The following is a 13,628-nucleotide window of genomic DNA, read 5'->3' as shown; positions in this document are numbered from 1 at the left end:
ATCTGGGAGGCTCCGGGGCAGCGGACCGGTACGGGTGCCCCGGGGATGCGCCGGGAATCGGATCCGCGGGGGCGAATACCGGACAGGACTAGTCCTCACCCGCTGCCGACCCGGTGGTTGCACCGGGTGTTCGCAGAAGGAATCGACAAGGCCTGACCACCGGTAAGTGAATGTGACACGACCGAACCGGTGTGGTCGTGTGTGCGTCCTGAAGTCGGCCTTGTGTGCTATCTGGGCGGTCGGAATAGTGGGCGCCCCATCCTCCGCGTACGGGCGACCCCACATCATCCGTGCGCGGCCCCACAGGAGGTCGAAGTTGAAGCATCGACGCATGTCCAGGAAGCGCGCAGTGCTGGCCGGTTCGGCCGTGGTCGCCCTGGTTGCAGCGGGAGTGACGTTCCAGAGTGCGAATGCGAGTGACGACGTACCGCAGTTCACCGCGCGGACACTCGACGCGGTGGCGGCCGGAAAGCTCGCCACCGGTCTGGGCAAGGACCTGGGCGCCGACGCGGCCGGCGCGTATTACGACGCCTCCGCCAAGAACCTCGTGATGAACGTGGTCGACGAGGCTGCCGCCGAGCAGGTCCGGCAGGCGGGCGGCAAGGCCAGAGTCGTGCAGAACTCGCTTGCCGAGCTGAAGTCGGCCCGGCAGACCCTGACCGGCAAGGCCACGATCCCCGGCACCTCCTGGGCGGTCGACCCGGTCAGCAACAAGGTGGTCGTCACCGCCGACCGCACGGTCAAGGGCGCTGCCTGGCAGAAGCTCAGCTCGGTGGTCGAGGGGCTGGGCGGAAAGGCCGAGCTCAAGAGGTCAGCAGGGGAGTTCAAACCGTTCATCGCGGGCGGCGACGCGATCTGGGGCAACGGCGGGCGCTGCTCGCTCGGCTTCAACGTGGTCAAGGACGGCGAACCCTACTTCCTGACCGCCGGGCACTGCACCGAGGCGATCTCCAGCTGGTCGGACTCCCAGGGCGGCGCGGAGATCGGTACGAACGCGGGCTCGTCGTTCCCCGACAACGACTACGGCCTGGTGAAGTACACCTCCGACACCGCGCACCCCAGCGAGGTCGACCTCTACAACGGCTCCGCCCAGCCGATCACCAAGGCGGGCGAGGCGACCGTCGGGATGACGGTGACGCGCAGCGGCTCCACCACCCAGGTGCACGACGGCGAGGTGACCGGGCTGGACGCCACGGTCAACTACGGCAACGGCGACATCGTCAACGGGCTCATCCAGACCACGGTCTGCGCCGAGCCCGGCGACAGCGGCGGCTCGCTCTTCGCCGGTGACACGGCGATCGGGCTGACCTCGGGCGGCAGCGGCGACTGCTCCTCGGGCGGCGAGACGTTCTTCCAGCCGGTGCCGGAGGCGCTGGCGGCGTTCGGGGCGGAGATCGGGTGACGGTTTCGGTGCGGTGACGCATGGCCCCCGGCGCAGCTGGGGGCCATGCGCCGTGTCGCGCTGAATCCGGTCCCGCTCTGTCTCCGTCAGGTCGTCAGCCCGCCTGCCGCCAGTCGGTCGCGCACATCGTCCACCAAGCCGCGGCCGATACCGGTCGTCCGGTGCAACAGGGACTCGAACGCAGTGAGGCGACGGAAGGCGTCGGCGTAGACCGCCTGCTCCTCAAGGGGCAGCTGGAGCACGAGAAGGCGGCGGACGTCGACCCGGGACGAGCTGGAGGCGTGGGTGCCTGCCTGCCGGCCGTTCATGGGCGCGCGCAGGCACCCGGCGAGGAAGTGGGGGTCCACCTTCTCCGGGGCGACGCGCAGGACGTACAACTGCGGTCCCAGTGCAACGGGTTCGCCTTGGTGCACCCAAGCCTTGAATGCACGCACCACCCCGGCGACGATCACGTCGCCCTCGCTCACCACCGTGTGCGGGGCACTCGCGTCAACCCGTCCGGTAGGCACGCCGTCCGTGAGCAGATCCGCCACGGTGAGCAGGGGCAGACGGGCCCCGGGCCCGGCATCCGTGGCGTCCGCTGGCTGCTGCCCCGTCCCCAGGGTGAGGGCGCCGGCCTTGACGAGGTCCCCCACTGTGGCGGTGGTCTGCGGCTCGGAGCTTGTCAGGGCCAGCTTCGAAAGGCGGCTCACCAGCTCGCCCAGCTCGTCGAGGGACCCCGCCAGTTCCCCCCACGAAGCGGTCAGCTCGACCCTGGACGGTTCGGATCCGGACCCGGTGTACCGGCCCGGGGTGACGTCCACCTCGTCGTCGAGCAGGTCGAGCAGAGAAACCCGAACGGCGCCTTCGGGCAGCCCGTCCGCCGGACCGTCGAGCTGTGAGACCGCCGAGCGGACGAAGTCGGTGAGGGCCGCCCAGTCGGGCCCCTGCTCACGCATCACCGGTCTCGCCGAACGTGTCGCGTCGACGAGTAGGGCGTCCTGCGCGACGGGACCTGCGACAGGTCCGTCAGGAGCTGCCCGAAGGACCCACAGCTGGAGCGAAACGCTGTGTGGCTGCGCGCAGCCGGGCGGCAGGGCCACGACGGCCCGCAGCATTCCGGTACGCAACAGCGATCCCCGGATACGGCGCCCGGCCTTGCGGGAGGCGACGGCTGGAGGAAGCACGATCACAGCGGTGCCGCCGGGCCTGAGATGGGCGAGCAGATGCTGGACCCAGGCCAGTTCGGGCTCGGTGCGAGGCGGCAGACCGTGGGTCCAGCGCTGATCGGTTGCCAGTTCCTCGTAGCCCCAGTCGCGCTCGTTGAACGGCGGGTTGCACAGGGCGATGTCCGCCCTCAGCCCGGGGAAAGGGTCCGCACGCAGGGCGTCGACGGATTCGATCTCGGTACGGACCTCCCGGCCCTCGGTCGCGAAGTCCAGTCGCGCGGAGGCGAGCGCGGCCAGGGCGGGGTCACGCTCACACCCCAGCAGGGTCAGTCCGGGGCCGTCGTACTCCTCGGCGGCCGCCGCGACCAGATGCCCCGTGCCGCAGGCCGGATCGAAGACCGTGAGCCCGCCTTCCCCGTCGCCGAGCCGGCTGTCGAGCGCGATCCGGGCCATCAGCCGGGCCAGTTGGGGAGGCGTGGTGCTGAGCTGGCGCACATGGGTGTCCAGCCAGCGCTGCAACAGGAACTCGAACGTCTCGCGCTGCCCCTCGCTGCGTCCCAGACGGGCGGCGTCCACGACCAGGCTCCGGGCTTCGTCGGACAGCGCCGATGCGGTGGACCGGGCCCGGGGTGCACGCATCCGGCGCGCGGCCTCGGCGATCGTGAGGCCCGATTCATCACGACTGCCCAGCGCCTCGAACCGCGGCCACAGGAACTCGCGAGCCCCGGCGTCCGACAGCTTTCCCTTGCTGCGCAGCCACTGCTCGACCTCGGACAGGGAGAACTGCGGGCTGACGTCCGTGCCGCCGATGCGGGAGGGGAACGAATCGTGACGGCGGCGCCAGTTGCTCACCGCCGCACGGCCCACCCCGGCGATCCGGGCGATCTCGGCGAGGCTGACGGGTACGGGGGTGGTTGTGCTCATCGAAGGCTCTCCGGGTGAGGGGCGGGCTCTGGCCTGTCCGGCCTGTGGGTCGGCATTCCCAGCGGCAACCGCTGTTCTGGCAGGCTACTACGCACATTGACTTTGTTCACAGGCTCGGCTTGTGTCATCAGTGTGTGAATCATGTGGAGGGTGGGAGATATGCAGACGTTCGCGCCGGGAATGGTGCTGCACGATCGGTACCGACTGGAGTCCGTGCTCGGGCGGGGCGTGATGGGCCAGGTGTGGCAGGGGAGCGATCTGCGCCTGGACCGCCCCGTGGCGGTGAAGACCATCGTGTCCGAGCTGATGGCCGTGGAGCGCGGGCGTGACGAGGCCCTGGCGCGCTTCGGGCGGGAGGCCCGAGCGGCGGCCCGCCTCGACCACCCCAACGTCACCACCGTGTACGACGCCTCGGTCACCGAGGAGACCTGCTGCCTCGTGATGCAACTGGTCGACGGGACCACCCTGGACTACCTCTTCGACCAGCAGGAGGACGAACGCTTCGACGTACCCACGGCGGCGGCTGTGGCCGCACAGCTGTGCTCCGGGCTGTCCGCCGTTCACGCTGCCGGACTGGTCCACCGGGACCTCAAGACCCAGAACGTCATGGTCCGGAGCGACGGGATCGTCAAGATCCTGGACTTCGGACTCGTCAAGCTGCTGGCGGACGTGGACCCGCGCCTGACCATGACCGGGGAGGGGATCGGCAACATCCTCTGCGCCTCTCCCGAGCTGCTGTCCGGCAGCGGTACCCTCGACGGCCGCAGCGACCTCTACGCGGTGGGCTGTCTCCTGCACCACATGCTCACCGGTGCACCCCCCTTCGCGACCGACCAGCCGGCGCGACTGGTCTCCTGCCACCTCGGCGAGCCCCCGCCGTCGGCTGCGACATCAGGCGTGGATGTTCCGGGCCCTCTGCAGGAGCTCATCACCGCGCTGCTTGCCAAGGATCCGGATGACCGCCCGGCTTCAGCCGCCGAGGTGTACGTGGCCCTCGCTCCCTACCTTCCGAGCCCCGACCCGGACCGGGCCTCCCGCCGTGGCCCTGCCGAGGATCCCCGCCGCCCCTTCCATGTTCCGCAGGGGCCGCGTCCCCTGTGATCGGTGAGAGGATGTTGCCGCCGATCGGGTGCGCCGCACTGCTCCGGTCGTAGGGGTGCGACAGGCGCTGTCGGCGCCGGAACTGGGGACGGGCGCGATGCGGCGAAGCCTTGGGCGGTACGAGCTCACTCACGAGCTGGGCCGGGGAGGCATGGGCGTCGTCTGGGCGGCGCTCGACCCCGCGGACGGCCGGGAGGTGGCCGTCAAGCTGCTCGTTCCCCGGGGGTACGGCTCCGAGCTCTCCACCCTGGAACGCCGGTTCCTGCGCGAGGCGAGGCTCACCGCCCGCCTGAGTCACCCCGGCATTCCGGAGGTGTACGACCACGGCAGCCAGGACGGTGAGCTGTACCTGGTGATGGAGCGCGTACCGGGCCGCGCCCTGGACGCGGTGATCGAGGAAGAGGGCGGCCTGGCTGTCGAGCGGGCCGCCGCCGTCGCCCGGACCGTCGCCGACGTGCTGGCCTATGCCCACGGCCAAGGCGTCGTTCATCGCGACCTCAAGCCCTCCAATCTGATGATCACGCCCGCCGGTGAGGTCAAGGTGCTGGACTTCGGCGTCGCGGCCGCCCTGGAACCCCGCCCGGGCGAGACGCGCTTCACCGCGGCCAATGCCACGCCCGGGACGGTGATCTACATGGCACCCGAGCAGGCGGTCGGCAAGACCGTCCCGGCGAGTGACCTCTACTCACTCGGCTGCGTCCTGTACGAACTGCTCGCCGGGAAACCGCCGTTCACGGAGGGCGGCCTCTTCATGCTGTACCACCAGCATGCGAATGATCCCGTGCCCCCACTCGAAGGGCTTCGGCCCGGCGTTCCCCCGGGACTGCGGAAGCTGGTGGAAGGGCTGCTGGAGAAGGAACCGCAGAACAGGCCCGGCTCAGCGGCAGAGGTGTGCGCGCTTCTCGCGGCCTGGGCTCCCGCACCGGCCGCGGCTGCACTCGTTCATCCGCGGCTGGCCGAGATCGAGGCCCTGCGCCGATCGGGCCACCCGGCTCCCGCGCTTGAGGAGTACCGGGACCTGCTCGCGGCCCCAGGCCTCGGTCCGGCCGATGTCCTCGCGGCCCGGGTCGGTACCGCCCTGTGTGACGGGGCGCTCGGCCGTACCCGGGAGGCGCTGGACGAGCTCATGTCCGTACTTGCGGAACAGCGCAGCCTGCTGGGGCCGGCCGATCCCGGAGTGCTGGACACGCGCTACGAGATCGCGGTGCTCCTGGTGCGCGCGGGGGAGCGGCGTCGTGCGGCGGAACGGCTGCGCCGGCTGGCCGATGACGAGGAGCGCGCACCGGCTCAGGACGACCCGCGCCGAGGGCGTTCGCGTGCTCTCCTCAGGCGACTCGATCGCATGCCGCGCACTTGACTTTGTAATCTCTGTTCACAGTAATTACGACATGTTAAGCTGCGACGTGCCGCTCGGATGGGAGACAGGGGTCCTTGTCCGCGGATGGCCGCCGGAGATATCGAGGGGAAACAGCGCCGATGACGTCAACAGCCCAGCGCGGGAGCGAGCGGACCGGGGCGCAGGAGCTTCCCGAAGAGGGAAAGCTCGTCGAGGTACGCGGTCAGTCGTGGGTGGTCGCCCGCGTCGAGCCGTCCCCGCCCCAGGGCGACGACGACACCCGCAGGCCCGCCACCCTCGTTCACCTCCAGTCCGTGGCCGATGGCCGCTTCGGCGACACACTCTCGGTCATCTGGGAAGTCGAGCCCGGCCGCCGCGTCCTGCCCGCCGGCTCCCTCCCCGACGCCTCCACCGGCCAGTACGACCCGCCGTCCCGTCTCGCCGCGTTCCTCGACGCCGTTCGCTGGTCCGCCGTCGCCTCCGCCGACTCCAAGACGCTCCAGGCCCCTTTCCGCTCGGGGGTGGCCGTCGAGCCCTACCAGCTGGAACCGGTCTCCCGTGCGGTCGGCGCGCCTCGCGTCAACCTGCTGCTCGCCGATGACGTCGGTCTTGGAAAGACCGTCGAGGCCGGCCTCGTCGCCCAGGAGCTGCTGCTGCGCGGCCGCGCCCGCCGCATCATGGTCGTCTGTCCCGCCGGGCTCACCCTGAAGTGGCGCGACGAGATGGCGGAGAAGTTCGGCCTCGACTTCACCGTCGTCAACTCCGAGCACTGCGCCCGGCTCCGCCGCACCCACGGCACCGCGGCCAACCCTTTCCGCGTACACCCCCTGACCATCGTGTCCCTGCCCTGGCTGCGCGGCACCAAGGCCCAGCGCCTCCTCGACGAGGTCATCGGCACCCCCGAGGAGAGCCGCGACGGCGACCACAAGCGGTTCTTCGACCTGCTGGTCCTCGACGAGGCCCACCACGTCGCCCCGTCCGCCCCCAAGCAGGTCTACGCGGTCGACTCCCAGCAGACGAAGCTGATCCGCCGCCTCGTCCCGCACTTCGAGCACCGCCTCTTCCTCTCCGCCACCCCGCACAACGGCTACCCCGAGTCCTACACCGCGCTCCTCGAACTCATCGACGACCAGCGTTTCGCCCGCGGCATGGACCCCGACAAGGACGCGCTGAAGGACACCGTCGTACGTCGCCTCAAGGCAACGGTCACCAACGCCGACGGCACACCTCGCTTCCGTGCCCGCAGGACCGAACAACTCCCGGTCGACTACACGGACGCCGAGCGCGAGATCCACGGCCTGCTCAGCTCGTTCGCGGACCTGCGCCGCAAGAAGCTCGTCCCGACCGCCAAGGGCGGCCGCCGTGCCGCCGACCTGGTGACCCTGCTGCTGAAGAAGCGACTCTTCTCCTCCCCGGCCGCCTTCCTCCGCACGGTCCACGTGTACCTCTCCCACCTGGAGGACACCGGCACCCGTACGCGCATCGCGGCGGCCGAAGTCCCGGACTGGCTCGACGACTTCGCGGACATGGTCGCCGACCTGGACGACCTCGGGCTCGTCGACGCAGAGGACGCCGCCCTCACCCGCTCCACCTCCCTGACCCCCGCCGAGGACAACCAGGAGCTCGACCTGCTCCAGCGGATGGAGCGCTGGGCGGTCACCCACGAGGCCGACGCCGACTCCAAGGCGGCCGTTCTCCTGCGTACCCTCAAGGCCGTCTGCCGCACCGCCGACGGCAAGCACTGGACGAACGAGCGCATCGTCGTCTTCACGGAGTACCGGGACACCCTGGACTGGCTCGTCACCCTGCTCCGTCAGGAGAAGCTCACCGACGACGGCCGCACCGCCGTCCTGCACGGCGGCCTCAGCACCGAGGACCGCGAGCACATCCGCCTCGGTTTCCAGGCCGACCCGGCCACCGACGAGGGCGCGGTCCGCATCCTGCTCGCCACCGACGCGGCCGGCGAGGGCATCGACCTCCAGAACCACTGTCACCGGCTGATCAACTACGACATCCCGTTCAACCCCAACAAGCTCGAACAGCGCATCGGCCGCATCGACCGCTGGGGCCAGCGCCACGACCCGGAGATCTCCCACTTCATCGGCTCCGGCTGGCAGCAGGCCCAGGCCGGATCGTACGAAGCGGACCTGGAGTTCCTGTCCCGCGTGGCGAAGAAGGTCGCTCGCATGGAACAGGACCTCGGCTCCGTGAACGCGGTCATCGCCGAGGCCGTCCAGCGCCGCATGACCGGCGACACCATGCCCGTCGACATCGACAATGCCAAGCCCCGCACCATCCAGGGCCGCCGCACCGGTGGTGAGGTCGCTCCCGAGCAGAACGTCACCGCCCAGTCCAAGCGTCTCGCCGACCAGTACGACGAGACCGTCTCCACGCTCGGCCTCACCCCGGCCAACATCAAGCGCGTCGTCGACACCGCCCTCGCCCTCGACCACCAGCCGCCCCTGGCCCCCGACCGCACCCTCGCCGAGGACTTCGACCCGGGCGACCTGTACGAGGTCCCGCCTCTCTCGGGCACCTGGGAACGAGCGAGCCGCGGTCTCGCCCACAAGCTCCGTGAGGACGAGCAGCGCCCCATCACCTTCGACGCGGCCGTCGCCGCCCGGGGCCGTGATGACGTCGTCCTCACCCACCTCAAGCACCCCCTCGTCGCGCTGTCCACACGCCTGTTGACCGCGGCGGTCTGGAACGCGGACTCCGTCGGCCTGCACCGCGTCACCGCAGTCGTCAGCGACGACCCGGCGATCACGACCACGCTCGTCTCGGCCTACGCCCGGTACGTCCTCGTCGGCAACGACGGCACCCGGCTGCACGAGGAGGTCATCCACGCGGGCGGCTGGTTCGGCGACACGGGCCGCTTCCGCCGCTGGGAGTCCGTTCGTACCCAGGGCGACGCCCTCGCGAAGGCCCTCACCGAAGGCACCGAGGCGGCTCCGCACCTCAGGCAGGAACTCACCACGGCCTGGGAGAAGCTCGCCACCCCGCTGAACACCTCCCTCAAGGCCCGCGCCCGCGAACGAGGCGACAGCCTGGTCAAGGCCCTCGCCGACCGCCGCAAGCAGGAAGAGGACCGCATCATGGCGACCCTCGGCCGCTTCGAGGCGACTCTGCAGGCCAAGCTCAAGGAGGAGGGGGACGGCACGGGCGAGCAGTACGCACTCTTCAGCCGGCACGACATCACCGCCGCCGAACGCCGCCAGTACGACGACGACCGTGCCCGCTGGCAGCAACGCCTCGACGGCATCCCCGCCGAACGCGAGCGGGAACTCGCCGCGATCACCGCCCGCTACCGCGACCCGCGCGACCACCTCTTCCCCGTAGCCGTCGTCTTCGTGATCCCCGCAAAGGAAGCCCGCCGATGAGTCCCCGTCCCGTCTCCCGTGGTCTCGCCGCAGCCAAGGCGCAGGCGCTCGACGGCCGCCGCCAACACCAGGAATGGCTGGACCTCACCGAGGTCTCGGGCCCCTTCCTCACCATGCCGGTCCTGCGACAGGCCTGGCCCCAGCTCGACGCCCTGGAGAAGGACGAACGCGCCCGCCTGCGGGCCCGCCACGCGGACTGGCAGAACGACACCACGGCGGGCCGCGACGAGTGGGTCGCGTACGTCCTGCGCTCTCTCCTCGGCTGGGGCGACGCGCTCACACTCCGCCGGGGCGAGGACGAGGACATCGCCCTCGACCGCCTCACCCTCCACGTCCCCGAACACGGCGCGGTCCTCCGCCCCGACTTCGCCCTCGCCGAACCGGGCACCGACCTCGCCGCCGAACCCGACACGGCCTCGGCCGCGAAGCGCGTCCGCGTCCTCGGCATGACCGTCCCCTCGGGGACCGTCCCCACCTCGCGCGCCGCCGCCGGCGGCGACTGGGCGGCAGCCCCGGCGGACCGCCTGGCCCGCCTGCTGCGCCACCACGACATCCCGCTCGGCCTCGTCACCGACGGCCGTTGGTGGTGCCTGGTCTGGGCCCCCCTCGGCGGCGTCACGACGACGGCGGTCTTCGACACGATCGGCTGGAACGAAGCCGCCGAACGCAACGTTGTCCGCGCCTTCGTCTCCCTTCTGCGCCGCCGCCGCTTCTTCGAGTACGAGGACGCCGAGACGCTCGTCGGCCTGCTCAAGGCAAGCCTGGCCGCCGGCGAGGACGTCACCGAAGCGCTCGGTATCCAGGTCCGCCAGGCCGTGGAGCTCCTCGTCGACGCCATAGGGCGGGCGGACGTACGGGCGATGGACGCGGGAGCCCCCGGGCTGCACGCTTCCGGTGTGGCCGCCGGTGAGATCTACCGGGGCGCGGTCGCCGTCATGATGCGCATCGTCTTCCTCCTGTACGCGGAGGAACGCGGCCTGCTCCCCTCGGACAACGAGGTGTACGCGACGGCGTACTCGGCCCGCTTCCTGCGCTCCGAACTCAAGGCCCGCGCAGACGAGGAGGGCGAGAGCGCCCTCGAACACACCACCTCCGCCTGGCACCGCCTCATCGCTCTCTTCCACGCGGTGCACGGCGGCGTGGACCACCCCGAGCTGCACCTCCCCGCGTACGACGGCTCGATCTTCGCGCCCGACACGTACGCCTGGCTGGAGCTCACCACCCCGCTCCTCCCGATCGACGACCGCACGGTTCTGCACATGCTCCAGTCGGTGCAGGAGGTCCGCGTCGGCACCGGCAAGAACGCGGAAGTCCGCACGCTGAGCTTCCGCGCCCTGGACGTGGAGCAGATCGGTTACGTGTACGAGGGCCTGCTCTCGTACGGCGGCGAGCGCGCGGTCGAGGACATGGTGGGGCTGATCGGCCCGGAGGGTCTCGAACACGAGGTGCCGCTGAGGGAGTTGGAGCAGCTGGCGGCGAAGTCGGGCGGTTCGGTCGCTGCCCTGGCCAAGGCCATCCACGAGAAGTGGAAGGACCCGAAGCCTCCGGCGAGTGCTTCGCGGCTGGAAAAGCTGCTGGCTCCGGCGAAGGACGAGGTGGAGGCCCGCCGGCAGCTGAACGCGGTGACGAAGGAGGTCTCGCTGAGCGAGCGCCTGCTGCCGTTCTTCGGCATCCTGCGACGCGACCTCCGTGACCTGCCGATGGTCATCCCGAACGGATCGCTGTACGTCACGGAGTCCTCGCTCCGGAAGAACACGGGCACGCACTACACGCCCAGGTTCCTGGCGGAGGACGTCGTCCGGCACGCACTGGAGCCGCTGGTGTACGAGCCGGGCCCGCTGCAGACGGCGGACGCGGGGCAGTGGCGGCTGAAGTCGCCCGAGCAGATCCTGAAGCTGAAGGTCGCGGACATCGCGATGGGCTCGGCGGCGTTCCTGGTGGCCGCCTGCCGCTACCTGGGCGACCGTCTGATCGAGGCCTGGGAGAACGAGGGCCGCACGGACGCGATGACATACCGGGCCGGCCGGGCCGTCGACGCGGTGACGGCCGCGGACGCGGAGCAGGACCCGGTGGTGGTGGAGTCCCGCCGCGAAATCATCGAGCACTGCCTGTACGGGGTGGACATCAACCCGATGGCCGTGGAGATGGCGAAGCTGTCGCTGTGGCTGGTGTCGATGGACCCGACGCGGCCGTTCACGTTCCTGGACGACCGGCTGGTGGCGGGGGACTCGCTGCTGGGCGTGCACAGCATGGAGCAGTTGCAGTCGGTGCACATGAAGCCGAAGGCGCAGAGCGACGTGCTGGTCCACGAAGCCGCGTCGCTGATCGACGAGCTGACGCGCGAACGCCTGGCGATCACCGCGATCAAGGGCGTGGACCTGCCCGCGCTCCAGCAGAAGCGGGAGCGGCTGGAGGACGTCAACCGGCACTCGCGGCGCCTGCGGTTGGTGGGCGATCTGATCGCGGGTGCGGCGCTGGCGACTTGCGCGTCGGGGCGGGTGGAGTGGTACGCGCCGGATGGCGGCGACCGGGTCAGGGACCTGTTCCCGCAGGCGGCGTGGCTCGTGGAGAAGCTCTTCGCGGAGGGTGTCGAGGACGACTCGGAGATCGTGCGGGAGGCGCGGGCGACGGCGGAGGAGTGGCTGGGGGCGGAGCTGCCGGCGGGGGGTATGGAGCGGCGACCGGTGCATTGGCCGTTGGTGTTTCCGGAGGTGTTTTCGGTGGGGGGCGGGTTTGATGCGGTGGTGGGGAATCCGCCATTTTTGGGGGGGAAGAAACTCACCGCCTCCTTGGGGGAGGCATACCGCGAATACATTGTGGATCACATTGCGGCTGGTGTGCGAGGCCACGCTGACCTTGTGGCGTATTTCTCTCTCCGTGTTAACGATCTGCTCAACAAGAGTGGGCAAATGGGGATCATCGCAACCAATACTTTGGTGCAGGGAGACTCGCGGCAAGTGGGGCTAGATCAGATTGTTGCTTCAGGAACGACAATCAGGCTGGGCGTCAAGAGCGCGATGTGGCCGACAAATTCAGCTTCCTTGAAGTATTGCATTGTAGGTGCGAGTCGGGGGGTGTTGATGCCTGGGGTAAAGCGCTACTTGGGTGGTAAACCCATCGAGCGTGAGATTTCCTCGTACTTGAACCCTGTGACACGTGAAAGTGCTTGGGCTGAGAGTCTCGTGCGAAGTGGTCAACTCACTTTCACTGGAGCGTATGTTTTGGGAATGGGCTTCACGTTGCCTAGTGAGCGTGCTCTCGAGTGGATCGGCGAGGACCTGAAGTATGCCGAGGTTGTCTTTCCTTACGTCAACGGTCAGGACCTGAACGTGAACCCGTGTCATCGTGGCGATCGCTGGGTAATCAACTTTCATGATTGGCCTGAGTCTCGCGCCCGAGGGTATTCGAGGGCATTTGAACAAATCGATAAGGAGGTTCGCCCTGAGCGGCAGCGACGGAAGGCGTCGGGTGAATACGTCCTACGTAAGCCCCTTCCAGAGCGGTATTGGCAGTATGCGGAGAAGCAGGCTGCGATGGTTCGCGCTGTTGCGCCACTCAGTCACTGCATTGTCCTGGCAAGGTCCAGTGATTTGGTGATGCCCGTACTGCTAGAGAAGGGCCCGGTCTTTTCTGAGAAGACTGTCATCATCGCTACAGGCGACAGTGCGATGCTGGCATTTCTGAGTGGAGCAGCTCACTACTGGTGGGCCATCGATCGCGGCATTGCCGAGCCTAAGGTTCCAAATTACGCTCCGTCTGATGTTTTCGATGCTTTGGTGCGTCCGGTGGTGACTGCTGAACTTCGAAAATGTGGCGCGCGCTTGGACGCTTACCGTCGCGAGTTGATGCTGGCTCGGAATATGGGGTTGACGGCCACCTATGCTTTGGTACACAACCCTGACTGCCAAGACGAGGACATCATCGAACTCCGGCGCATCCACGCAGAGATCGACCGGGCTACAGCCGAGGCTTACGGCTGGTTCGACCTCCTGGACGACTCCGGGCAGACCCCGCACGCCGACCCCACCCACGAGACCTTCCCGCTCGACCACGGCTTCCACGAGACGGACCAAGGCACCCGCTATACCATCGGGCTGCTCGCTCGGACCGAGATCATCGACCGGCTTCGCCAGTTGAACCACCAGGCGTATGCCGATGAGGTCTACCTCGGTCTGCACAAGAAGCCGGCCAAGCACCCGGATATGCCGAAGCCCTCCGCCGACGCCATCCGGAAGCGCAAGGAGCAGCTGTCGGCGCGAGGCGGTTCGGATTTCGGTGAGGGTGGCGAGGGCGCCCTCTTCTGAGCTGGCCGCAAGACAACGGGCTCGTCCGCATCA

Annotated in this window: 6 protein-coding genes; 5 read left to right on the top strand and 1 reads right to left on the bottom strand. The window is 69.1% G+C overall.

Annotated elements, in window-relative coordinates; genetic code table 11:
- Positions 1-316: 316 nt before the first annotated feature.
- Positions 317-1,402, top strand: coding sequence for a S1 family peptidase (locus SH922_RS08010; RefSeq protein ID WP_393056399.1), 1,086 nt, complete (start codon positions 317-319; stop codon positions 1,400-1,402).
- A gap of 86 nt (positions 1,403-1,488) precedes the next feature.
- Here SH922_RS08010 and SH922_RS08005 read toward each other — a convergent pair whose 3' ends face one another.
- A complete protein-coding gene (locus SH922_RS08005; protein WP_393056397.1) occupies positions 1,489-3,474 on the bottom strand; it encodes an N-6 DNA methylase in 1,986 nt (661 codons plus the stop codon).
- Positions 3,475-3,633: 159 nt separating this feature from the next.
- On the opposite strand from SH922_RS08005, the gene SH922_RS08000 reads away from it, so the two are divergent.
- The 4 genes from SH922_RS08000 to SH922_RS07985 all read left to right on the top strand — a co-directional run bounded on the left by SH922_RS08000 (position 3,634) and on the right by SH922_RS07985 (position 13,595).
- The gene (locus tag SH922_RS08000; protein WP_393056395.1) at positions 3,634-4,575 is read left to right on the top strand and encodes a serine/threonine-protein kinase; all 942 of its coding nucleotides are present in this window, start codon (positions 3,634-3,636) and stop codon (positions 4,573-4,575) included.
- A gap of 97 nt (positions 4,576-4,672) precedes the next feature.
- On the top strand, positions 4,673-5,932 hold the full coding sequence (locus SH922_RS07995) for a protein kinase (RefSeq protein WP_393056392.1): 1,260 nt from the start codon (positions 4,673-4,675) through the stop codon (positions 5,930-5,932).
- A gap of 119 nt (positions 5,933-6,051) precedes the next feature.
- Positions 6,052-9,291, top strand: coding sequence for a DISARM system SNF2-like helicase DrmD (drmD, locus tag SH922_RS07990; RefSeq protein ID WP_393056390.1), 3,240 nt, complete (start codon positions 6,052-6,054; stop codon positions 9,289-9,291).
- Positions 9,288-13,595 carry an Eco57I restriction-modification methylase domain-containing protein gene (locus tag SH922_RS07985; RefSeq protein ID WP_393056388.1) on the top strand — a complete coding sequence of 1,436 codons (4,308 nt, stop codon included), beginning with the start codon at positions 9,288-9,290 and terminating at the stop codon, positions 13,593-13,595. The genes drmD and SH922_RS07985 overlap by 4 nt, the downstream gene beginning before the upstream one ends.
- The last annotated feature ends 33 nt before the right edge of the window (positions 13,596-13,628 follow it).

Origin of the sequence: Streptomyces sp. LN549 (genome assembly GCF_043203805.1) — a bacterium.
Classification (GTDB): Bacteria; Actinomycetota; Actinomycetes; order Streptomycetales; family Streptomycetaceae; genus Streptomyces.
This window is presented reverse-complemented; position numbering and strand designations above follow the sequence as displayed.

What these genes read in the sequence shown, in the direction of transcription:
- SH922_RS07985 (WP_393056388.1), top strand. Translation starts at nt 9,288, where the DNA reads ATGAGTCCCCGTCCCGTCTCCCGTGGTCTCGCCGCAGCCAAGGCGCAG.
- SH922_RS08005 (WP_393056397.1), bottom strand. Translation starts at nt 3,474, where the DNA reads ATGAGCACAACCACCCCCGTACCCGTCAGCCTCGCCGAGATCGCCCGG.
- SH922_RS07995 (WP_393056392.1), top strand. Translation starts at nt 4,673, where the DNA reads ATGCGGCGAAGCCTTGGGCGGTACGAGCTCACTCACGAGCTGGGCCGG.
- drmD (WP_393056390.1), top strand. Translation starts at nt 6,052, where the DNA reads ATGACGTCAACAGCCCAGCGCGGGAGCGAGCGGACCGGGGCGCAGGAG.
- SH922_RS08000 (WP_393056395.1), top strand. Translation starts at nt 3,634, where the DNA reads ATGCAGACGTTCGCGCCGGGAATGGTGCTGCACGATCGGTACCGACTG.